This window comes from Enhygromyxa salina (genome assembly GCF_000737335.2).
GTDB classification, from domain to species: Bacteria; Myxococcota_A; Polyangia; order Nannocystales; family Nannocystaceae; genus Plesiocystis; species Plesiocystis salina_C.
This window is the reverse complement of record NZ_JMCC02000026.1, coordinates 27992-49884: the sequence shown is the minus strand read 5'-3', so window position 1 is coordinate 49884 and position 21893 is coordinate 27992. Positions and strand designations below refer to the sequence as shown.

The following is a 21893-nucleotide window of genomic DNA, read 5'->3' as shown; positions in this document are numbered from 1 at the left end:
CTCAGGTGGCAGCTACATCGCCCTTGGGGGTGGTCTGGACGTTGCATTGTCCCGAGCATGGCAATGACCATCCTGCGCGACAGCACGCCCACGCTCTCGAGCCCCGAACCCTGCGCGGTCTGATGGACGCCGCGCTCAACCCGGTTCGTCCCCCCAGCTGGCTCGCGCGGAGCTGGGCTGTGCTCTACCACTGCGCCCGCGTGCTGTTTCTACGCTGGCCCAATTACACCTTCGACGACCTCGCCGGGATTCAAGACAACCTCGACGGCGCTGCTTTTTCTCGCGCAGCCGCGCAGATGTGGACCAGCCAAGAGGGCCGGCGACTGATGCAGGATCGCGCGCTGCTGACGGTCCGAGACGCCGATTGGGTCTACTTCAGCCAGCTGCCAATCGACAGCTTTGGCTACAATGTTTGGCATCACTTCTATGTCAATGATCTGCTCGAGGACGTTGACCTCGGGCCTTCGCGGCTGCGCTGGGACGAACACACCGAGTACGCAAAGGCCCGCTACCGGTCCAGCCACGACATGCGCCACGTGTTTCTTGGGCTCGGCGTCGAGTTGCACGAAGAGGTGAGCCTGCAGGTGTTTCAGTTCGCTCAGCTGCCGCAGAAGCTGTCTGCGCTGGTGATCTTCTTTGGCGCGCTCAAGCTGCTGTTTACGAGCCGCAATTGGGCGACATTCTGCACCCGCGCCGCGCGGGCGTGGCGATCCGGCAAGCGCGGCCGCCCGCTCCACTGCGTCTACTTTGAAGATCTGTGGGATCGCCCGCTCGACGAATTGCGCGAGCGCTATGGCATTACATCCGTTGGTGCCCGCTACCCCGTCGCCCAGCGCCACCCCGACGCCTACCAATTTCGCTACTCACCCCCGACCCCAGCCACGAGCACGCCATGAGCTGTTATCAGCTCGGGCGAGGGCTTCTCGCCCGCTTGCGGACACCTTCGAGGACTGTTTCACCGATGGCATCGAACGCTTCCAGTATTCCCGCGCAAGTCGACCCGCTGTTTCAGCGCCTGTCTCCGATCCGCTATCGCTCGCCGCTTCGCTACCCGCGGCTCGTGGGCCAGGTCCTGCGGCGCAAGCGTCGAGATCGCGCCGTGCTCAGCGCAAAGATCCGCGCGATGATGGCCGCAGAGGGCCTCGCGCTCGCGCCCGAGGTGCTGCACACCTATCTCGAGAGCATGCTGCTGCTCCACTACTTGCAGCTGTGCGACATCAAGGTCTACTCGATGCTCAAGCCCGAGCTCATGCACAGCCTCGCGGACGAGTGCGCCCGGGTCCTGCGTGCCGGGGTGCCCGGTGACTTCGTCGACGTGGGGGTGTGGAAGGGGGGCAGCAGCATGATCATGAAGTTCATCAATGATTTGCTTGGCGGTGGTCGGCGGCTGCTGTGCCTGGACATCTACGACACCATGGATCTGCGCGTGCTCGACGAGGCGGATCCGATCGACGACCGGGTCATCGTCTCGGCCCTCGAGCTGGCCCGCGTTCACTTCGACACCGAGGGGGTGCGCACCTCGATCTCCGAGATCCGCCAGAACTTTGGCGAGCTCGGCGTCAGCCTCGACGATGTGGAATTCCTGCGCGGCAACCTGATCTCGCCGGAGTTTCCGTTTGATCGCGTGCAGTCGATCGCGCTGATGCGGATCGACTGCGACTTCTACACTGCGACGAAGAACACCCTCGAGCGGCTGTACCCCAAGATCTCGCCGGGGGGCACGATCATCTTCGACGACTACTACCTCGAGGGCTTCGGGGAGCGGCGCGCGGCCGATGAGTTTCGCGCGCAGGTGGGTGACGACAGCCCGCTCGAGCGCGTGGGGCAGAGCGCCGTGTGGCGGCTTGCGAGCGGGTAAACGGGACCGCTTGGTCGCTCAGCCGTCGGTGATCACCAGGAACATGCGCACGTCGGCCACCGCGTTCTCCGGCTGATCGGCGAGCCAAAACGCCAGCGCTTCACCGACCACGAGCTCGTAGTCACGGCCGTCTAGCGTGACCGTCCGGGACGAGCGATCGAGGCTCAGCCCTGGGCCTGCGTCATCGCTGGCGCGCAGGCCAAACCGCCGCCACGTGTCGGCGACGAAGCCGTCAAAGGGCTCGAACGGGCAGGCGTCGTCGACGAGCTCAACGCGAGAGAGCGGGGCGAGCCAGTCCTCGGCGGCCGCCGGGTCGGTGTCGGGCGCCGCGATCCGATCCCAGGCCCAGCGCGGCCCGTCAGCGTCCAAGCTGGTCGGGGAGAAGCGCTGGCTCCCACCGGCGAACAACAGGACGCCGTCGAGATCCCGCATGGTGAACACGCTCTGGGCGCTGTGCGTGGAGACCCAAGCGTCGTGCTCGAAGCGAATGTCGACCTCGGTCCCGACCGCGAACTCGAGCATGCTCCCGTGCTCCTCCGACCACACCTGGAGCACGAAGTCGTCGTACACGGCCTGGTCGAGATCGTTGACGCAGGTCATCCAGAAGTTGACGAGCGGCATGCCGTTGTTTGGGAGGTGTTCGGAGCTGTCGATCGTGCAGCGGGCGCTCTCGATCCGAAGGAAGTCGTTGGGGCCGAGGGACATGGCCCAGGCGTCGGAGTTCATAGCGAAGAACACGGGCGCGAGTGCATCGTCCTGCGGGGTGCAGTCTGGAAACGCGTCTCCGGTGCCGGTTTCGGTACCGGTCTCGGTCTCGGTGTCCGTGTCGGTCGTCGACTCGGTGCTCGACATGGTCGTCGAAGCGTCGGTGGTCTCGGTGTCAGCGCCCGGTCCGTCATCGCTGCATCCCGCGACGGCGGCCAGGGCCAAGAGCGCGGTCATCGAGAGGGTGGTCGTGCGCATGTCGTGCTCGCGGTCTCGCATTTGGCGCGGGGCCGACATTCTAACTCATGGATCCGGCACACTCGGCTCAGGCGCGCGGTAGCTGCTACCTTCCACCCATGCCACGTCGCGCCGAACCGAACTCCAATCGGACTTTGCAATTCGGTACCGTCTCGATTGTGGCGCTGAGCTTGGCGCTTGGCTGTGATTGGAACACCGGGCCCGCACGGCAGCCAACGGCTCCGGCTCCGGCGACGGGCCCCCAGCAACCGGCCCAGCCGCGGCCCTCGAGCGCCAACGAGTTCGTTGAAGTCACCGCGGGCAACCAACACAGCTGCGCCCGCCAGAAGTCCGGCGCCGTGATGTGCTGGGGACGCAACACGTACGGACAGCTGGGCAACGGATCTCGAGACGACAGCACGGCGATGGTTGCGGTGACGGGGCTGGCGGACGCCGTGGAGCTCGTGGCCGGCGGAGACTTCAGCTGTGCGCGGCGCAGGTCCGGTGCGGTCGTGTGTTGGGGCAACAACCAAGACGGGCAGCTAGGCGACGGCCGCGGGGCCAAGGTCGGGGCCTGGAGCACGCGGCCGACAGCCGTCGCGGGCCTGTCCGACGCGATCGCGTTCGGGGCTGGTGAGGCGTTCGCGTGCGCCTTGCGACGTGGCGGGAAGGTGGTGTGTTGGGGAGCGGGCGCGAGCGGGCAGGTGGGCGCGGGTGGTGAGCGGGCCTTCGCGCTTCCGCAGCCGGTCACCGGGGTGGCCAAGGTCGTCTCGCTGGGCGTGGGCGGTCAGCATGTCTGCGCGGTCGAGCAAAGCGGCCGCGTGATGTGCTGGGGGCGCAACACCGAGGGCCAGCTCGGCGACGGGGGGATCGCCTCGCGGGTCAACGCGCGCGCGGTTCAGGGGCTCGCTGACGCCAAGTCGATCATCGCGGGCGGCCGTCACACCTGCGCGCTGCGGCGGCAGGGCGAGCTGGCTTGCTGGGGCGAGGGCCGACAGGGACAGCTGGGCGTCGCGGGGGAGGTCGAGCGTGAGCGGACCCCGATCGTGACGGGGGTGACCGGCATGAAGGACATCGTGGCCGGCGGCGAGCACACCTGCGCGCTGTTCTCCGCCTCCGACATGCGCTGTTGGGGCGACAACTCGGACGGGCAGATCGACGCCGGCCGCCGGCCGAAGCCCACCCCCGCCAAGGTCGACGGCGTGCGCGGCGTGGTCGACATCGCCGCAGGTGAACGACACACCTGCGTCGTGTCCGGCGGCAAGGTGTACTGCTGGGGCCTGGCGGACCGCGGGGCGTTGGGGCCCAACCCACGCAGCTGAGCCGTCGGCCTGGTGGCGCGCCGCGCTTCCACACCCTGCTAGACTCCGCCATCGCTTCTCCGCGCCAGCCAGCCGCCGAGCCGCGGCCCACGTGGCCGACCCCGAAGATCGTACAGGTAGCCGCGCTCGAGCGCGCCCGCGCTGCGATCACCCGCATCAGCGAGCGCCACCCCAAAGCGCTCGGCGTCGCCTTGGACGTGCGCGGTCGCGATGGCGCCCGGCTGCGCAGCGGCGACGATGCGCGCGGCGGCCAACTCGAGGGCATGGCGATCGCGCTGGGTCTCGACGGCGCGAGCGAGGTCCCGGTGTTGGTGCTCGAGCGCGCGCTGTTCCTCGACCCGCAGCTCGACCTCGCCGAGCTCCTCGCGCCGCTGTGGCAGGCGCAGCCGCCCCCGTACTTGGTGTTCGCCGACGCTCACCGGGCGCTTGGCGTGCTGGCGGAGCGCGGCGTTTCTGCGCCGGCTCGATTCGGCTGCGCGACCGTGGCGGGGACCTTGCTGGGCGAGGGCGCGGATCGTCGCCGCGATCATCGGCCGCTCGATCGATCCGTGCGCGAGTTCCTCGAGCGGGAGCTCCCCGATGGCTTGTTGACCCTGAGCTCGACGGGCACCCGTCTGGCCAGCGAGGCCGAGGCGCTGCTCGAGCTGCTTCGCACGATGACGCCGATGCTCCGCGATCGCAGCTTGGCCAAGGTCTACTCGTTCGAGTGCAGCCTGATCCCGGCCGTGGTCGCAATGGAGGCCGCCGGGATCGGTGTTGACGCGCCCGGGTTCGAGCGCATCGCCGGAAGCTGGGTCCGCGAGCGAGCCGAGCTCGACGTTGACGCCGAGACCGAAGGCGTGGTCGAGCGGGCCGCCCGACTCGACAAGTTGATCTCGACCTACCGCTATTGGGCGCGCGACTACGTTGGCCCGGATCAGCGCATGCGCTGTCGCCTGCACCCGCTGGCGGCCGACTCGGGCCGGTTCTCGTGCACCGAGCCCAACCTTCAACAGGTCCCCGCCGAGCACACCGCCCCGGGCCTGCGCGCGTGCTTCGTGGCGGCCAAGGGGCACAAGCTGATCATCGCCGACTACGCGCAGATCGAGCTGCGTGTGGCCGCCCACCTCGCCCCCTGCGAGGCCATGCGCGCCGTGTTTCGTGCCGGCCGTGATCCCCACCGCGCGACCGCGGCCAACCTCGCGGGCAAGCCCGAGCACGAGGTTGACAGTCACGAGCGCAAGCTGGCGAAGGCCGTCAACTTTGGGTTCTTGTTTGGGATGGGGGCGCGTCGGTTTGCGCAATATGCTCGGGATTCCTACGGGCTCGAGCTCGACGAGCGCCAGGCAGCGGCGGCCCGCGAGGCGTTCTTTCGCACCTTTCCCGGGATCGCGGCGTGGCATCGGCGGATCGGCGCGCTGTCGCGGGCAGGGGAGCGGGAGGACATCACGGTTGTCACCGCGATGGGGCGGCGGCGGACGTTCTTGGCTGGGAAGTTTTCGTTTAATGCGGCGCTGAACATCCCCGTGCAGGGGACCGCGGCTGAGGGGTTCAAGATTGCGATGTTGCGGCTTCAGCCGGCGCTGGCGGAGATCGGGGGGCGCGGGGTGTTGGTTGTGCATGATGAGTATATTGCGGAGGTGCCCGAGGAGCACGCGGAGCGGGGGCGGGGGATTGTCGAGCAGGTGATGGTTGCGGCGATGGGTGAGTTGGTGGACTCGGTGCCGATCTTGGTTGAGGCTGCGATCGCGGATCACTGGGGCTAGAGGGCTGAGCAGTTTGGAGTCGCGGCGACAAGATCGTCACGTCTCCCAACACCCGATGGTACGCCTAGACCGGAAACGGTGGCATCTACACGACCCGCGGGAACCCGGCAGCTTGGCGTGCATGGGAGGTTCGAGACGGAGTGCGGATTCGTGTAGCCTAGGAGCCAGCCACGGGCCGCGTACGTACGGCGTTCCCGGATCCGTCCGGCGCTCTCTTGGGCCCGCCAGGTCCCGCAGAGGAAATACATGGACATCGCAAGCGATATTCGAACCCTAGGATCCCGTTTCGTGGGACGCCTCGACGCAACGATCCTCGCAGACGCGCTGGAGTATCTGGACCACAACGAGTCGGGGCTCGCACTCGAGGTGCTTGCGGAAAAGCTCTGCGACGAGGGGGTAACGGTAGCGAGCGCCGAGTGCGACAGGTTCGAGGAGATCGCTGTCGGTATGGGCTTGCCGAAAGAGCGGTTCCAGTTCCTCCGCAAGCAGGTCGCCGAAGGCGGGTCAGGGTAGCTGCACAGGCGACGAGGGCTGGCGACCTTCAGGTGATCCTACAAACGATCTCAACGCCGATTGAAAGCGACGACCTCCAACTCCCAGGGAGCAGCGGAAACACGGAAGCGTCGAGGTCGGTGAATAGCGCGAAGTACACAGGCGCGTCGAATGGCGCGAGGACTTCGAGGATGCGGGACAGGGCGTAGTCACTGGCGGGCATGAGCATCCTGGGGGCTTGGGGGCCGGCCGGACTGAGGCGCCCCGGGAGTTGTCGTCATGCGGGATGAGGGTGACCCGCTCGAGCGTCGTCGCGGGCGGAGATCACCCGCGGTGACGTCGGACGGCGCGCTCAATCGCCAGCAGCACGCCAACCCCCGCGGCGAACACCAACCCGGTCAGCAGCGGAGACCCTGCGACACCACCCAACACGATCAGCACCGCCCCCGCGACACCGATCCCCAGCGCACGGATCACGTTCCAATGCCGCGAGATCGCCCCACGGAGCACGGCCAGCCGCCCCGGCGGATCACTCGCCGTAATCTGTGAGTTGGTCATCGCCATACAGCCCCACGGCCGCCAGCCCGCCAGCGCACGGAATGCACGCGGGTCCACCAGCCACACAACATGCGGCCATACCGGCCCCCACCACCCCTGCCCAAATATAGCGACTCGCGTTGAGGACCTTCTTGCCCCATTCACTGCATTTGAACGCTTCAGAGTCGGTAGTGAACGCGTCAAACAGCTCGTCACCTGCCTCGCCAGGTAAGCTGGTGAGCGCCGCGAGAGCCTGTGCGCTGGCCCCTGGGGCGCTTGATGTCCAGGTATGAACGCCGCCTGTCTCGTTCCAGCTCGAATGCACGACGGCCTCGCCTTCGACGTACACGTAGCCGTCACCGCGGTTGGCGTCGTCGGCGATCATGACAACCTCGGCGATCTGTCCATCTGGCAGCGTGTACGTCACCGAAGCCCAGCGGGTGCGGTGACCCTCGGGGCTGATGTACTCGTCCGCGACCGCGACAGGTGGCGGCTGGAACGCAGGATCGGAGGAGAGAGCCAGGAACAATATCGTGTGTGTCAGCATGCCGGAAAGACTATGCAGGCGGCATATTGGGGCAAACGCAATATTTTACGCTGATCGGCATGGCGTGCCGAGACACAGGGTTCGGCGAGCCATGTCGATCAGATCAGACATCGGGCGCGCGGGAGGCCACTCCTGCTCGGGGCGCTACGCCAACGTCGCCTGCCACGCCCTACTCACGCGCCTGCGAGTCTTCGCCCGAGGGCACCCACGCCCCCACAGACACCTGACTCGCCTGCGGGGGTCGTCAGCTCGACGCAGCTCAGCGGACCCAGATGGTCCAGCGAGACCGCGCGTTGTTCTGCTGGGAGCTGCAGCAAGTCGTGGACTGGTTGAGCGTCCCCGCCAAGCCACCGCCGCAACTCCGGCACCACGCGCTTGGCGAGTTGTTCACGTCCCCGTACATCGCGTAGCTCGAGTAGACCGACGGGAAGTGCAACTCGGTCTCTTGGTTCTGTGACCAGCTACCGTTGCTCGACGTGTTCTGCCAGTGCGTTCCGTAGTGGCAGACGCTGCCGGCACAGTTGCCCCAACCCAGGCTGGCAGCGCACTGGTAGGCGAGATCGCCGTTGGGCTGGGGGCCGACGAGCTTGGTGTAGGTCACCGACACCGACAATTGGTTGCAGGTCTTGTCCCACGCCATGGCGTTGGGCTTGGCCACCTTGATCGCCGAGTCGTAGTTGCTAATTGCGCAATCCTGGCAGTCGGCGTTCTCTTTATCGGCGAACACGACCTCGGTCGCGGCGGACCAGAACAGATCGATGTTGAATTGCCAGTTGGTCGCGCGCGGGGCATCGGGCACGCCAAGCGTCGCGTCCAGATCTGGCTGGCCGATATTGTCGGAGTCCACGCGCCGGTTGAGGATCAACGTCCAGCCACCGCCGTCGGTCGTCATGTCACAGTAGACCTGAAATGGATCGACGCCGCCGTCGCCGTCGGGATCGATCATGTACATGCCGTTGGTCGCGTTCTGATTCTGGGCCAGGATGTCCTTGCAGTTCGCGGTGATCTCGGAGGTGCAGTCGGACGCGCAGCCGTCATTGTTGTCGTTGTTGCCGTCGTCGCACTCCTCGTTGCCGGCCCACACGAAGCCGTCGCCGCAGACCGGGGTCAGGCACATGCCAACGCAGTCGTCGGTGTCGTCCATGTTGCCGTCGTCGCACTCTTCGTTGTTCTCCCACACGAAGGTGTCGCCGCAGGTCGCAGCCTCGCAGGTGTCGAGGCAGTCGTCGGTGTTCTCGGCGTTGCCGTCGTCGCAGGCCTCGTTGTCGAGCCACACGAAGCCGTCGCCGCAGCTGGCCGGCTGGCAGGTCGACGGGCAGTCGTCGGTGTCGTCCATGTTGCCGTCGTCGCAGCCCTCGCCCATCTGCACCACTCCGTCGCCGCAGCCCGCGAGCATGCAAGCGTTGGAGCACGCGTCGTCGTCAACGGCGTTGGCGTCGTCGCAGCCCTCGCCCGGGCCCACGTAGCCATCGCCGCAGGTCGCCGCGAGGCAGCCTTCGACGCACGCGTCCTCGTTCGAGGCGTTGCCGTCGTCACATTCCTCGTCGGCCTGCATGATGCCGTCACCGCAGACCGGCAGCGTGCAGGCGTTGGAACACTCGTCGGTGTCGACGGGGTTGCCGTCGTCGCACTCTTCGCCAGGGTCGACGGCGCCGTCACCACAGCCTCCGGACGGATCTCCGTCGCCGTCGCCGGACGGGTCGCCGTCGCCGTCGCCGGACGGGTCGCCGTCGCCGTCGCCGGTTGGGTCGCCGTCGCCGTCGCCGTCGCCAGACTCCGTGGACGTGGTGCCCGTGTCCGTCACGACCGCGTCATCGCTCGGGCATCCGACAAGGCCGGTGAGCACTGCGATGGAGAGAGTTAGTGAGGAGCCTTGCCATTTTTTCATCAGGCGACAGTACTCGAAACCGTTCTCGGATCCCTGGAATGTTCACTGTGCTAGCGAGAGCGTAAATGACGCGATTTACTATGGGTGGATCGCGCGAATCACCGAATCAGCTGACTAGGATCTCATCCACGTCCCATTTCCCACGTCAAAGCCGGGGGTCGACCCCGACCGGCCCGCCCGCGGCTACCGCGGGGTGCGCTCGAGGTTCAGCCAGCCCAGCGCGGCGACAAGTTTGAATTCGCGCAGGCAGGCGCATCCGACCCGTTAAAGAACAGAACAACACGACTACCGCGTCACCTCGTTCGAAGTCGATGTGGCGGTCATCGTTGGACGGGCCGCGCTGGCGGCGGAGCGTTCGGGTGAATGAGGCTCTCGATCGGCGGCTCGTTCGAGCAGTCGAACAAGATGACCTCGCGGCCATCGTGGCGGTTGACGACGGCCCGACCGTCGACGCTCCAATCCCAGACCTCGACCATGGCCAAGCCCAAGACCTCGGGGAGAATCCGCTCGACAGTCAGGGTGCGCTTGTAGCCGTCGACGACCTCGAATCGCTTGCGCTCGATGGGTAGCTCCCCCGCGAACTTGGTGACTGTCTCGACCCCGTTGGCGGTCGAGTACTCCCAGTGCTCGTTTGGTGAACTGAACAGCGGGACGTAGTCGCTGGGTCCCTTGCGTTGATAGATGTCGTCGGCGGTTCCGAGCGAGGCCGTGTCACGGTAGTCGGCTGAGATGCTGTCGACCCGGAGCAAGTCGTCGACCCAGGTATAGACCCAAGTCGAGTCCCAAGAACCATCCGCGTTGAACCTGTCGGTTCGAGTGATGCGGTCGCCATCCCACTGGTACTCGACGATGCTATCGAGTACGAGGACAGTGAGCGCGTGGGGGTCTCGGGAGTTGTCGAGATGTTCGTCCGTCTCATACCGAATCTGCGACACGACGTGGACACCATCATCAATCAACTGGTAGAAGTAGGTAACGGCCTCGCTCGATTCGATCGTGGTGGAAGGGTGCCCCCTCTCCTGCACAGTCTCCTCGGACAGCACGAGTGCGCCGCGTTGGTCATAGGATTCCTGATAGATTGAAACGCGCCAGTAAGACCCGGAACTGTGAGTTTGGAACTCTTGCAGAATGACCCTTTTGGCCGAATCGCGCAGGCAGCGCATTGTGTTCCGGACGCTCCCATCGGGTTCGATGTAGGCGAGGGCGGACATGTGACCACCGATATACTCAGCGCGATAGCCTCGGATCAGGTGACCTGCTGGGCTCTCCTTGGTGTACGCGCATGCCAAGGGAACGTGTGGACCAGCGGCGCAATACCTCTCCCTCATAGGCCCACTATTTCGATCCAGGCCGTCCACTTGCATGCGCACACCGTCGGCCTCCTCGGGGAACTTGGAAGGGGGCGGGGGAAGCTTCGACAAGTCCTTCGCTGCCGGCGGGGCAAAGTCGATGTTCCAGTCGGCTAGGTCACGCCACGCCGGGCTGGAGGCCGTCTCCGCAGGTGGTGTGTCCGGCGTCTGTTCTTGCTTTGCCTGTGGTGCCGGATTGGCGCCAGACCGGCTGGCACACGCACTGGATGCGAGCAAAATCAGAAGCGAGCCCATCGCTCGGGTGGAGTTCATACGGACTCCTCGTAGGCCAAACGAACGCGACGAACCATCGCGGCGGTAGCTTTGTCCACCTGGCCGTAGGCGGGCTTCGTTGTGATTTTGGGCCGGGGGTCCTGCATGTACCGAGTCCTGAATGCCTTGATGGCCATCTCTAGCATCTTCGAAAAGACATGACCGCTTCCATTTGCCTGGGTCGGGTCGGTCGGAATGGTGTATCCGATGAAGCGGAGGTCCTCGTGCAGTTCCAAGATCGGGCTGCCCAAGATGTCCGGCTGAGGTTTTCCGTTCCACACCTGTGCTAAGTCATTATCTCCAATGCGCAGAGAAATCGCTTCGCTATGGCCAAAGATGCCAGAGTAGGCAGACTGATGCCAATCGTCGGGCAACTCAACGAGTGTCGGATCCGGCACGACCCCTCGGGCCGCCAAGTAAGCCCACCCAAAGTACGGACCCGGGCATGTCACCAACCGCGCGCTCGGGTGTAGCGCCAACCCCCACGAGAAATCATACTCATAGCTGAGCTTGGCGGACCTTAGATGTGCCGCCACCTTCTGGGCAATCTGAGCATCCGTGAGTATCTTGCTGGTCTGACCCTTTTCTCGGTAGTGGTCATTCCTGGCAACCAGCGCGTCGCGCTTCTTATCCTCGATCCTCTTGACCAACTCCTTTTGCTCCTGGGTTCGGTTCGCCGGCGCGGTGTAGAGCGCCGTGCTCAGGGACGCCTCACTTTCGCCGATGCAGCGAACTTCTCCGTGGCCCGCGATGTTGCGGCCATCGATTCCAAATGCAGCCTTGAGCGCCTGCAAGAGGTTTCGAACCGCGCGCATCTGCTGCTTGGGGTTGGCATCCGGCGGCGAGCTCCATCCGTGCTCAATGCCAATCGCATGCGAGTTTATTGACTTCGTACCTCGCCAAAATGCGGTGTCGGCATGGTGGAGCGCGCGACTCTCGGGGCACATCTTGACGACGTGGCCATCGGCATCGACGATGTAGTGAACGCCTCCATTGCCCGTCTTCTCAAAGAACTCGATGAACGCGGCCCCGATATTGGAGACGTTGTCGAGCTGTGGGATGCCGATCGAGTGAAGCACGATATGAGTGGGCCTGCCGTCTTTCATCTCGTTGCTGCCGGCAGGCCGAATGTGAATATCGTTGTCTTTTCGCCCGCGGCGAAGCCAGTCTGGTCGCCAGTCAACCTCGACATTGGTGACGCCCGTGCCGGTCGGTAAGAGTTGGTGGCGAGCGGGGGGCGGGCGTGTCTGCTCGTACTCCTCGTCGTGCATGGCGCTGATCCGCTTTGCAGTAGGACTCGCTTCGGGCGCGTCCTCGACCTCGAACCAGAATCGGGCGGGGCGGACTTGATAGTCGAAGTTGTCGCTGGGGTGGATCCTGGGCGGAAGCGTGTTGACCTCGGCGCGCCCGGTGTCGGGCCCGGCGGGTCCGGCGGAGCGATACATGCTGTCGGCGGGTACATCGAGCTCCAAGAGGTAGAGGCGGCCTGGCTTCAGCCGGTCGAGGCCGGGCTGGATGTTCGCCGTCGACCCGTCGATCTCGTCCTGCCGCCAGTGTTCGATCATTTTGTCGCTGTTCGGTGCGTTGGGCGGCTCCATGATGCGACACGTGACCTGGCGAATGGGCGCGTTCTGGTGCGTCGACCAACGCCCCTTGAACGCGCCCGGAAGCCAAAAGCGCATGAACCACTCGACTTCGGTGCCTGCGTTCTTCGCGGTGCTCGTCGGGTTCTTTTTCACGATGGGATCATTCTCCGTGGTGGTCGTGGCCGTGGTCGTGGTCGTGGTCGTGGTCGTCCGGCTCTTGTTCGGGCCAGTCGTAGTCCTCGGGGTTCGGCTCTGGGCGCCGGCCGGCGACGTACCAGTCGTTCACGAGCTCAGCTACATCCTCGAACTTGCCCGTGGGCGGGATGCCCAAGAAGCGTTGGAACTTGATGACCGCGTGCTCGGGGTCGCCAAATCCGTCAAACCCGAGGTTCGCTAGCCGGCGGAGCACGCCTTCGTCGGTCTCGCCGTCCGTCGCCAGGTCGTGGTTGCTCCAATAGCGCTGTTGCTCGTCGTCGGGCGCGGCCCAGAGCAGCTTGATGCTCGTGTCGACGAGCGCCCGGGGGATGGAGGCCACGCCGTCGGCATCGGCGACCCCGGTCCACGGGCCGGCACGTGTGTTCACTTCGTACTTGGCGCTCGGCATGGGGTCGGCGTGTTCGTCGAGTAGCGTGATCCGCAGCAGGGCCTCGTCGGAGCTGACAGTGCCAAGGCGCACTTGCTGATAGCGGCCGCTGGCATAGATTTCATCACCCGGCGGGTCTTCGCCGCCGTGTTGGGCGGGCAGCTCGCCCGGCTGGAAGAACATGACCTCGACTCGCCGGTTGAGCCGCTCGGTGACGCCGTCTTGATCCGGCATGACCACGGGCCAGTGCTCTCCGCAGCTGATGATCGCTGGCTCGGCGAAGCTGATCGCGGCTCGCAGGGCCGGGAGGTGTCGAGGTTCGCACTCGAGGTAGCGGGAAACCGCGACATCATACAGGTCGAAGATCGCCAGCCAGTCGTTGACGTTCTGTTTGACGCCTTGGGCGAGCTCGGTGCCGAGCAGCTCGTTGCAGCGGCGTCGGAATTCAGCGCGTGCACGCCTGGCGGCGTCGTTCCACTCGTTGCCGAGCGAGCCGGGGTCGGTCGCCCAGGCGAAGCGCTCGGCCGCCCAGCGGTGGACTCGCTTGAAGTCCGCTCGCTGGTGATGCTCCTGAGCGTGCGCGGCCCAGGCCTCCCGATCGCCAGCGAGGTAGAGCGCGACGGTGCGGGCCCGTTCCTCAGATAGGTTGTCGTTGTGACCGGCGGCTCCGGCTGTGTCTGTGTGACCGTAGACGACAATTTCGCGCTCGGGGTGGTCGGCGGCGAATTCGAGCGCGGCGGCGATGACATGCAGCGGGGCGGCTCGAGGTGTGTCCGGCTGATGTTCGGGCGGATCGGCCAGCGGCAGCAGGAGCTCGCGGTTCGTCGCGAAGTGAAGATCTGCGAACTCTACGATGTAGTCGGGCTCCGCGATCACGAAGCCCGCCTCGTCGCGGTAGACCGAGTTGTGCTCGAGCTCGAGGAGGCAGGGGCCGTACTCCGCCGCGAGCCGACGGGGGGCTTGCTCGCCTGGGTGGGTGACGCGGCCATCCCAGGTGTCGTTGTGGGCTCCGTCAGCCGTCTCACTTGGAGAGAGCGCGCGCTGGTAGACGACGCGACCCGGGAAGCTGTCGGAGATGACCCTGAGCGTCACAGGCCGGCCTGCGAGCTCGCGCAGGAGGTACGTGAACCGCAGCGGTTCGCTGGCGAGGGCGGGATCACAGCGCGTGATGATGAGCGAGCGGTCGAGCGGTTCGAGTGGCTCGGGTGGAGCCGGTGGGGGTGACGAATCGGGTTCGACGATCTGCTCGTCGGTGTAGCGGCTCAGCTCGCGAGACCGCTCGACCACGCAGATGGCCCCCACGCGAAGGGACCGCTCGATCCGGCGCCATTGGTCGGTCGCTGTCCCCGGCAAGTTGCTGCCGAGGCCGGCGTCGGCCATGAACTGGGTGATGCTGCGCAGACGAAACGACAGACCGGTGGTCGCCGAACGCAGCACACGCAGCGCCTGGCCGGACTCCAGGACGACGCCTGGGACGGGGGGACCCGCGCACAGCCATTGCGCTGCCGGTCCGTGGTTCGGAAGCCTGAGCGCGCGGGGAGGTCTGTGCCAGGACACGTGCAGACTCTAGCACTCCGCGCCTGTCCGATACACAAGCCTCGACTTCACCCCGTTCGCCGCTGTTGGCGGCTCAGTTGTCCGCCGCCCCACCAGCGATCCAGTCGCGGACCGTAGCGACCAGCCCCGGGCTCAGCAAGAACGGAGCATTGAGCGGCATGTGGCTGACAACCGCCATATTCGCGTCGAGCGGCTCGCAGCGCGAGAGCTTCCGGTACAGCCAGCTCCCTTCCGGGTTGCCAGGATCGATCAACGGCAACGACGTGTTCGCAACCACGGGGTGCCCAAGCAACGTCGCGTGCAGGTCCCCCTCGAGGTTGAGCCCGCCCGCGCTCCCGCCGGAACCATGACAAGAAGAAAACCCACACGCGGGCACGAACACGTTGGCGGCCACATTGCTCAGCGTTGGCGAGAGGCTGGCGACCGCGTTGTCGGGGGTGTCCTCGCAGGGGGGAAACGGCGGCAGCCCTTGGTCCGCAGGGTCGATCGGCGGCAGGTACAGCTCCGCTTCGAGCTCGGCCGGGCTCGGCGGCCCGTGGCCTTCGGGCTTGGGCACGATCAGCGAGAAGCAGTCGCCCTGGAAGTGCGGGATCCCGTCGACCAAGCCGACCGCGCTGCCGCTGGAGGCGGTCGCCTGGCTGATGTTCGGGGTGTCGGCGAACCCAAACGCAATGCACATCTCTTGATCCCCAACGCCCCAGCCGATCAGCGAGTCGGTCCAATTGTCGTAGCCGCAAGTCAGGCGAATCCCGTCGGCGTCCGAGATGTCGAGCGGCGGATCAAACCGCTTGCCGGCCGGCGAGGCGTTGAAGCCTTCGACCTGGTGGAGCACCGCGCCATCCTGCGCGCCGCCAATGACCTCGACGCTGAAGTAGTTGCCCAAATAGTGGTAGTGCGGCAGCAGCCAGTGCAGGGCATAGGGCGCGGCGCCGGGGCTCGCGAGCTGCATGAACTCGTCACATTCGGCGACGAACCGGGACTCGGCCAGCGGCTGGATCTGCAAGTCCGTGTATTGATAGGCGAACGGCGTCAACACCACGTCGACGTCTTTGGGGTGGAGCAGGTCCAGGCTCAGGCGCAGCGAGGCGTCGAGGTTTGAGGGCGAGAGGTTGAGCAGGTGCAGCTCCGCGACGACGCGGTGCTTGGGCGGGATCTTGACGACCGCGCCGGGGTTGAAGCGCTGATCTTCAACCCACGACTGCGTGGACTGGGCGAACAACACCGTGCCCTTGACCGAAGCCTCGAGCGTGTCGAACCCACGGGACTTGCAATCCCACACGCCGTCGGGCCCGTCGTAGAGCGTGTCGGGCACGACAAAGCCGTTGCTGTGGTGAAACCCGCCCGTGTTGGCCAAGGTCACCGCCTGCACGTAGAGCGCCTGCTCGTTGTCGATTGTCCACGAGATGCAGGGCAGGCGCTCTTCGAAGGGATCGAGGCCGATCGGGTCGAACTGGTGGGCGATCGTCACGACCTCGGGCGGCGGGTCATCGCCGTCCCCGTCGCCGGGATCGCCGGGATCGCCGTCGCCGGGATCGCCGTCGCCGGGATCGCCATCGCCGGGCTCGCCGGGATCGCCGTCGCCATCCCCCGTGCTGCCAGTGTCCGCCCCGCTGGTGCCAGCGCTGCCCTCACTGGACGGCGGAGCGCTGCACGACAGCACGCACGCAAGACCAGCAGCGAGAGCCAACCAAACCCGCGAACGCATGCCCAAGCGTAGCAGCCTCTTGCCCTGCGCGGACCAGCAAGTACCCTGGCACCCATGGCCGCCAGCATCGACGAACTGCCCCCCCGTGTCCTGTCCGGGATTCAGCCGTCTGGCACGCTGCACCTTGGCAACTACTTTGGCGCCATGCAGCAGCACATCGCGCTGCAAGACGAGTTTCCAGGCCAGAGCTACTACTTCATCGCCGACTACCACGCGCTCACGACACTGCGTGACCCTGCGGCTCTGCGCCAAAATGTATTCGACGTCGCGCTGACCTACCTCGCGTGCGGCCTGGATCCCGACAAGGCCCTGCTGTTTCGCCAGAGCGACATCCCCGAGGTCACCGAGCTGACCTGGCTGCTGTCAACGGTCACTGGCATGGGCCTGCTCGAGCGCGCACACAGCTACAAGGACAAGGTCGCGCAGGGCATCAAGCCGGTCGCGGGGCTGTTCTTCTATCCGGTGTTGATGGCCTCGGACATCTTGATCTATCGCAGCTCGCTGGTGCCGGTTGGCAAGGATCAGGTCCAGCACATCGAGATGACCCAGGACATGGCCACGCACTTCAACGAGACCTACGCCAGTGAGGCGCCCGTGCTGCGCAGGCCAGAGTGGCGGCTGTCGAAGACCCCCTACGTGCCGGGTATCGACGGGCGCAAGATGTCAAAGAGCTACGGCAACACGCTGCCGCTGTTCTTGTCGGGCAAGAAGCTCAAGAAGGCGGTCGGGCAGGTCGTGACCGACTCGACGCCGCTCGGCAGCCCGCTGCCGCTCACGCGTACCAACGACGAGGGGGAGACCACCAAGGAGAACGTGTACGCGCTGCTCGAGCTGTTTTGCGACGACGCCGAGCTCGCGCAGATCCGCGGCTGGTACCAGGCCGGCAAGCGCGACGGTCAGGACTTTGGCTGGGGTCACGCCAAGCAATTTCTAGCTGGCAAGATCGAAGCCCACTTCGCGCAAGCGCGAGCGCGGCGCGAGCACTATCTGGCCCACCCCGAAGAGGTCGAGGCCGTGCTCGAGCGCTCGGCCAAGCAAGCGCGGGCGCTGGCGCGGGCAACGATCGACGACTGCAAGCGCGCGTGCGGGTTGCGGTGACGAAGATCGTTGGCGGCGAGCAGCTTGGGGAACTGAGCCAGCTGCAGGCGGTCGCCGAGTCGATCTTTGGTCGCGGGCAACGACAGCCCGGTTGGTTTCGGCGCAAGCTGACCCGCGCGGGTGTCGAGCCAGGGTTGTCGGCGGTCGCCATGCAGGGCGACGAGGTCCAGGGCTACGCGCTGCTTGGGCGGGTGGCTTCGCTCGGGTCGATCGCGCGTGGGGCCGGCGTGGGCGTGGTGGAGGCGGCACGCGGGCGCGGGCTTGGGCGCGCGTTGATCGACTTTGCTAGCGAGCGGGCGCGGGCGGCCGGGTTCGCGTCGATCCAATTCTTGGCCGAGCCGGAGCGACTCGACTGGTACCTGGGTCAGGGCTTCATCAGCGTTGACGCGCAGCTGTCGTTGCTCGGGTTTGGGCTTGGGCGCGAGCAGGGTGAGCCCCCAGTGACCGCAGCCGCGGGCGCGCGCTTGGGCCCGGCGCCGCTGTGGTCATGGTTTCCCGAGGCGTGGGAGCGAACCCCCGCCAACGAGCGCGCCCAGGTCGAGGTCGAGCACGGTCGGGCGTGGCTGACCCGCGAGGGTCGGGCGTGGCTGGTGCATCGCGCGGAGCTGAGCGCCGCGGGCAGCTCCGTCTCCGAGTTGATGCTCGCCCTGCGTCGGCGCATCGACGTCACCACGCCGGTGGTGGTGTATCCGTGCAGCGCGGACGCGGCGTGGCTCGAGGCGTTGTTGGCCAGCGGGTTCGAGGTCGTGCAGCGGTCCCACGTCGTGCGAAGGTCGCTACCTTTTTGACCCACCCCGACGCCGCGCCCGTGTGACACGTCTTGGTTGTCCCGCCTGCCCCGCCGGGCGACCGGCTGGTTAGGCGCGCCCGGCGGCCCGCGACGGCGCTGCGTGCTTGGTCGGATTCACGCCGAACCCGCGAGCTCGCGGACGCTCGCTCCGCTCGATTGAGTCGCTGAGGTGTCCCGTGCGGCGTTCCACACCCGCTTTGTTGGGCGTGCTGGCGAAGCCTTCGCGAGTGACCTCGGTGACGGGCGCATGCACGTCGCCGCCCGCAGTCTCCGCACTGGGCGAGTCTGACCGAAGCGGCCAGCGAGGTCGGGTACGCTAGCGAGGCCGCGTTCAGCCGATGGTTCAAGCGCGCGCCCGGGGCCAGCCCGCGGGAGCGACGGCGTGCACGAGCGGCGTGACCGAGCGCAGGAACAGCATGTCGAACAACGAGAGCGCGAACCACAAGTCCGTCGTCGTCCACCATCAGCTGCGCGAGGTCCAGAGTCGTCCGGGGTTTCGCACCGTGGTCGCGCGCTGCTCGGCGGAATTGGATCTCGATCCGATCCTCAACATCGAGCTGTTCCACATGTCGCAGCCGACCTTCGCCCCCCACCCGCACGCGGGCTTCTCGGCGGTGACGTACATGTTGCCGGAGTCCGACGGGGCGCTGCGCAACCGGGACAGCCTTGGAGACCGCAGCCTCATTGGCCCTGGCGCGCTGCACTGGACCCAGGCTGGCGCGGGGGTGGTGCACGAGGAGCTGCCCGACACGCTGGGGCAGGACTGCTGGGGGTTTCAGATCTTCGTGGACCTGGCCGCGGCCGACAAACAATTGGCGCCAACGATCCTTCGCGCGCAGGCCCACGAGATCCCCGAGATCGTCGCCGCCGGCAGCAAGCTTCGGGTGGTCGCGGGGGCGTTCGAGCAAGCGCGCTCGCCCGTGACCGAGCTCGCCGGACTGGCGACCGCGGTCGATCTGTTCGATGTCACGCTCGAGCCCGGCGCGACGCTGTCGCTGCCGCTCGCTGCCGGGCGGCGGGCCTTCGTGTTTGCGATCGACGGATCCGGCGAGGTCGGCGAGCAGCCGATCGATGGGCACGAGATCGTGGTGTTGTCGGAGCAGGGCGAAGGGGCGCTGCTGCGTGGACACGGGCAGACCTTGCGGGCGTTGGTCTGCGCCGCCACGCCGCTGCGCCAGCCGGTGGTCTGGGGTGGGCCCTTCGCGATGTCGAACGAGGCCGAGCTGCAGGCCGCGCGGGCGCGCTTCGAGGCTGGCGAGATGGGCCAGCTTTCGTAGCCGCTGCTACGAGCTCTGGGAGCGCAAGCAGGCCGCGTAGCGCTGGGCGTGGTGGGTCGCGTCGCCGCAGATCGTGCTGAGCGCCTGCAAGCGCTTGAAGTACAGCCCGATGTCGTGCTCGTCGGTCACGCCGATCCCACCGTGGAGCTGCACGCTCTGGCGGCTGACAAATTGCCCGCCGATCCCCAGCTGGTGCTTGGCCGCGCTGACGGCCGCGGCGCGCTCGGGCCCGTCTTCGTCGGCGCGGACCATGGCCTCGAGGCTCATCGATCGCAGCAGCGCGACCTCGATGAACATGTCGACGGCGCGGTGTTGCAGGGCCTGGAAGCTGCCGATCTTCAGCCCAAATTGCTCGCGGGTGCCCAGGTACCCGGTCGTCATGTCGAGCATCGCCGTGGCCACGCCCAGTCCCTCGGCGACCGCACCCGCGGCGCCATAGTCGAGCACGCGCGTGAGCACGTTGGCCGCTGGCGCGGCGCCCAGCAGTTGGTTGGGCTCGAGCGCGACGTTTTCGAAGCGCAGGTGGGCGCCGCGGTGACCATCTATCAGGCCAAGCGTGGTGCGGGTCAGGCCTGGCGCGTCAGCGTTGACGACGAACAGCGCGAGACCTTCGGGCGTGGTGGCCGACACGATCAGTTGATCGGCCGCGTGCCCGTTGAGCACGAAGCGCTTGGCCCCCGTCAGCGAGAACCCACCCGCGGCAGGCGTAGCTGTACAGCTGACCCTGGTTGGATCGAAGCGCGCCCCGGCCTCGGCCCACGCCAGCGCCAGGCTGGTCTCGCCCTCGAGCATCGGCGCGAGCCAGCGCTGCTGCTGGTCCTCGTCACCGGCGAGCGCGAGCGCGTAGCCGCCGAGCACGACGCTGGCCAAGTACGGCTCGGGGACCAAGTTCTTGCCAAGCTGCTCGAGGATTACGGCGGCCTCGATGAAGCTGCCGTCGAGCCCCCCGGCGGCCTCGGGGAACGGCACGCCCAGCCAGCCGAGCTCGCCCATTTGCTGCCAGCTGGCGGGATCCCAGCCGATGCCTTCGGCGTCGCGCAGCTCACGAAAGCGCGAGACAGGTGAGCGGGTCTTGCAAAAGTCGGCCACGGTCTTGGCCAACAGCTGTTGATCTTCGTTGAGGTCGAAGTCCACGGGAGTTCTCAGGCGCTGGGGAGTTGCAGGATGTGCTTGGCGATGATGTTGCGCTGGATCTCGTTGGACCCGGCGTAGATCGTGGCGGCGCGGTCGTAGCAAAAGCTGGGTCCGACCCAAGCTTCGTTGTCCGGGACCACGCCTGGGTCTGGCAGCCACGCGAGCGCGTCGTGGCCCATGACCTCCATGCACAGCTCGCCGGCTCGCTGGATCAGATCCGTGCCGACGATCTTCAAGATCGAGGTTTCCGGGCCAGGGTGGCGACCTTTTTGTTGCTCGGACAGCGCCCGGTAGATCGTCATTTGGTGGGCGCGCAGGCGCATCTCGAGCGCGGCGAAGCGCCGGGCCCAGGCCGGGTCTTCGAGCAGCGGGCGACCGTCGTCACCGATCTGCTCGGTCGCGATCTCGCGGGCGAGCCGGAGCCAGCGACGGACCAAGCCGGGTGACCCGACCAGCGTGCGCTCGTGGCCGAGCAGCGCCTTGGCCAGCGTCCAGCCGCCATCGAGCGGCCCGAGCAGGTTGGCCTTCGGGACCTCGACGTTGTCAAAGAAGGTGTCGCAGAAGGCCGGGCTGTGGCTGATCGTGAGCATGGGCCGGGCCTCGAGGCCCTTCGAGCGCATGTCGATCAGCAAGAACGAGATGCCCGACTGCTTCTTGCCCGCGGCGTTGGTGCGGACCAGGCAGAAGATCCAGTCCGCGTACTGGGCGTAGGTGGTCCAAGTCTTCTGCCCGTTGACGACGAAGTAATCGCCGCGGTCTTCGGCGCTCATCCGCAAGCTGGCCAGATCGCTGCCGGCGTTGGGCTCGGAGTAGCCCTGACACCACACCTCTTCGCCGCTGAGGATCTTGGGCAAGAAGCGCTCGCGCTGGGCGTTTGTGCCGAACCGCTGGATCAGCGGCCCGACCATGACCAGGCCAAACGGACTCAGCGGCGGCGTGCCGGCGAGCTCGAGCTCTTCGTTGAAGATGAAGCGCTCGGCGGCGGAGAAGCCCGGCCCGCCGAACGACTTGGGCCAGGCGGGCGCGGCCCAGCCCTTGGCCGCCAGGACCTTGTGCCAGCGCATCAGCTCGTCGTGGGTGAACTGGGCGGACGCGCGGGCCTTGACGGCCAGGTCTTCGGGGAGCGCCTCGGAGATCCACGCGCGGACGCGGGCGCGGAAGGCTTGTTCTTCGGGGGTGAAGTTGAGGTCCATCGGTGCGGGCGGGAGCT

At 66.6% G+C, this 21893-nt stretch carries 18 protein-coding genes; 8 read left to right on the top strand and 10 right to left on the bottom strand.

Features of this window, described 5'->3' with window-relative positions:
- Positions 1-122: 122 nt before the first annotated feature.
- Positions 123-896 carry a Coq4 family protein gene (locus DB30_RS11425; RefSeq protein ID WP_052548438.1) on the top strand — a complete coding sequence of 258 codons (774 nt, stop codon included), beginning with the start codon at positions 123-125 and terminating at the stop codon, positions 894-896.
- Between the two features lie 65 nt (positions 897-961).
- Positions 962-1858: a TylF/MycF/NovP-related O-methyltransferase gene (locus DB30_RS11420; protein WP_052548437.1), complete on the top strand. Its 897-nt coding sequence runs from the start codon at positions 962-964 to the stop codon at positions 1856-1858.
- A gap of 18 nt (positions 1859-1876) precedes the next feature.
- On the opposite strand, the gene DB30_RS11415 is transcribed toward DB30_RS11420, so the two are convergent.
- Complete coding sequence (locus tag DB30_RS11415) at positions 1877-2821, bottom strand: hypothetical protein (protein WP_240480214.1); 945 nt, start codon at positions 2819-2821, stop codon at positions 1877-1879.
- Positions 2822-2919: 98 nt separating this feature from the next.
- Here DB30_RS11415 and DB30_RS11405 point away from each other — a divergent pair, with 98 nt between their 5' ends.
- The 3 genes from DB30_RS11405 to DB30_RS11395 all read left to right on the top strand — a co-directional run bounded on the left by DB30_RS11405 (position 2920) and on the right by DB30_RS11395 (position 6380).
- Complete coding sequence (locus tag DB30_RS11405; protein WP_165703712.1) at positions 2920-4122, top strand: RCC1 domain-containing protein; 1203 nt, start codon at positions 2920-2922, stop codon at positions 4120-4122.
- Between the two features lie 197 nt (positions 4123-4319).
- Entirely contained in the window at positions 4320-5867 is a 1548-nt protein-coding gene (locus DB30_RS11400; RefSeq protein ID WP_146658522.1) for a DNA polymerase, read from the top strand.
- Positions 5868-6113: 246 nt separating this feature from the next.
- A complete protein-coding gene (locus DB30_RS11395; RefSeq protein WP_146658521.1) occupies positions 6114-6380 on the top strand; it encodes a MafI family immunity protein in 267 nt (88 codons plus the stop codon).
- A gap of 303 nt (positions 6381-6683) precedes the next feature.
- On the opposite strand, the gene DB30_RS11390 is transcribed toward DB30_RS11395, so the two are convergent.
- The 7 genes from DB30_RS11390 to DB30_RS11360 all read right to left on the bottom strand — a co-directional run bounded on the left by DB30_RS11390 (position 6684) and on the right by DB30_RS11360 (position 16339).
- Positions 6684-6917, bottom strand: a complete 234-nt coding sequence (locus DB30_RS11390) for a hypothetical protein (RefSeq protein ID WP_146658520.1) — start codon at positions 6915-6917, stop codon at positions 6684-6686.
- On the bottom strand, positions 6889-7443 hold the full coding sequence (locus DB30_RS11385; protein ID WP_052548429.1) for a hypothetical protein: 555 nt from the start codon (positions 7441-7443) through the stop codon (positions 6889-6891). Before DB30_RS11385 ends, DB30_RS11390 begins: the two co-directional genes overlap by 29 nt.
- 259 nt (positions 7444-7702) lie before the next feature.
- Positions 7703-9289, bottom strand: coding sequence for a DUF4215 domain-containing protein (locus DB30_RS11380; protein WP_165703711.1), 1587 nt, complete (start codon positions 9287-9289; stop codon positions 7703-7705).
- 362 nt (positions 9290-9651) lie between these two features.
- Entirely contained in the window at positions 9652-10542 is an 891-nt protein-coding gene (locus DB30_RS11375; protein ID WP_146658518.1) for a hypothetical protein, read from the bottom strand.
- 407 nt (positions 10543-10949) lie between these two features.
- Positions 10950-12692, bottom strand: a complete 1743-nt coding sequence (locus DB30_RS11370) for an N-acetylmuramoyl-L-alanine amidase (RefSeq protein ID WP_052548426.1) — start codon at positions 12690-12692, stop codon at positions 10950-10952.
- Positions 12693-12699: 7 nt separating this feature from the next.
- Positions 12700-14679: an OmpA family protein gene (locus DB30_RS11365; RefSeq protein ID WP_205632963.1), complete on the bottom strand. Its 1980-nt coding sequence runs from the start codon at positions 14677-14679 to the stop codon at positions 12700-12702.
- 73 nt (positions 14680-14752) lie between these two features.
- On the bottom strand, positions 14753-16339 hold the full coding sequence (locus DB30_RS11360) for a hypothetical protein (RefSeq protein ID WP_052548424.1): 1587 nt from the start codon (positions 16337-16339) through the stop codon (positions 14753-14755).
- 99 nt (positions 16340-16438) lie between these two features.
- On the opposite strand from DB30_RS11360, the gene trpS reads away from it, so the two are divergent.
- The 3 genes from trpS to DB30_RS11345 all read left to right on the top strand — a co-directional run bounded on the left by trpS (position 16439) and on the right by DB30_RS11345 (position 19549).
- Positions 16439-17482, top strand: coding sequence for a tryptophan--tRNA ligase (gene trpS / locus DB30_RS11355; RefSeq protein ID WP_052548423.1), 1044 nt, complete (start codon positions 16439-16441; stop codon positions 17480-17482).
- Positions 17479-18270: a GNAT family N-acetyltransferase gene (locus DB30_RS11350; RefSeq protein WP_146658517.1), complete on the top strand. Its 792-nt coding sequence runs from the start codon at positions 17479-17481 to the stop codon at positions 18268-18270. Before trpS ends, DB30_RS11350 begins: the two co-directional genes overlap by 4 nt.
- 418 nt (positions 18271-18688) lie before the next feature.
- The gene (locus DB30_RS11345; protein ID WP_165703710.1) at positions 18689-19549 is read left to right on the top strand and encodes a pirin family protein; all 861 of its coding nucleotides are present in this window, start codon (positions 18689-18691) and stop codon (positions 19547-19549) included.
- Positions 19550-19555: 6 nt separating this feature from the next.
- Here the strand turns inward: DB30_RS11345 and DB30_RS11340 are convergent, their stop codons facing one another.
- A complete protein-coding gene (locus tag DB30_RS11340; RefSeq protein WP_052548419.1) occupies positions 19556-20683 on the bottom strand; it encodes an acyl-CoA dehydrogenase family protein in 1128 nt (375 codons plus the stop codon).
- Between the two features lie 8 nt (positions 20684-20691).
- A complete protein-coding gene (locus DB30_RS11335; protein WP_052548418.1) occupies positions 20692-21876 on the bottom strand; it encodes an acyl-CoA dehydrogenase family protein in 1185 nt (394 codons plus the stop codon).
- Positions 21877-21893 lie beyond the last annotated feature (17 nt).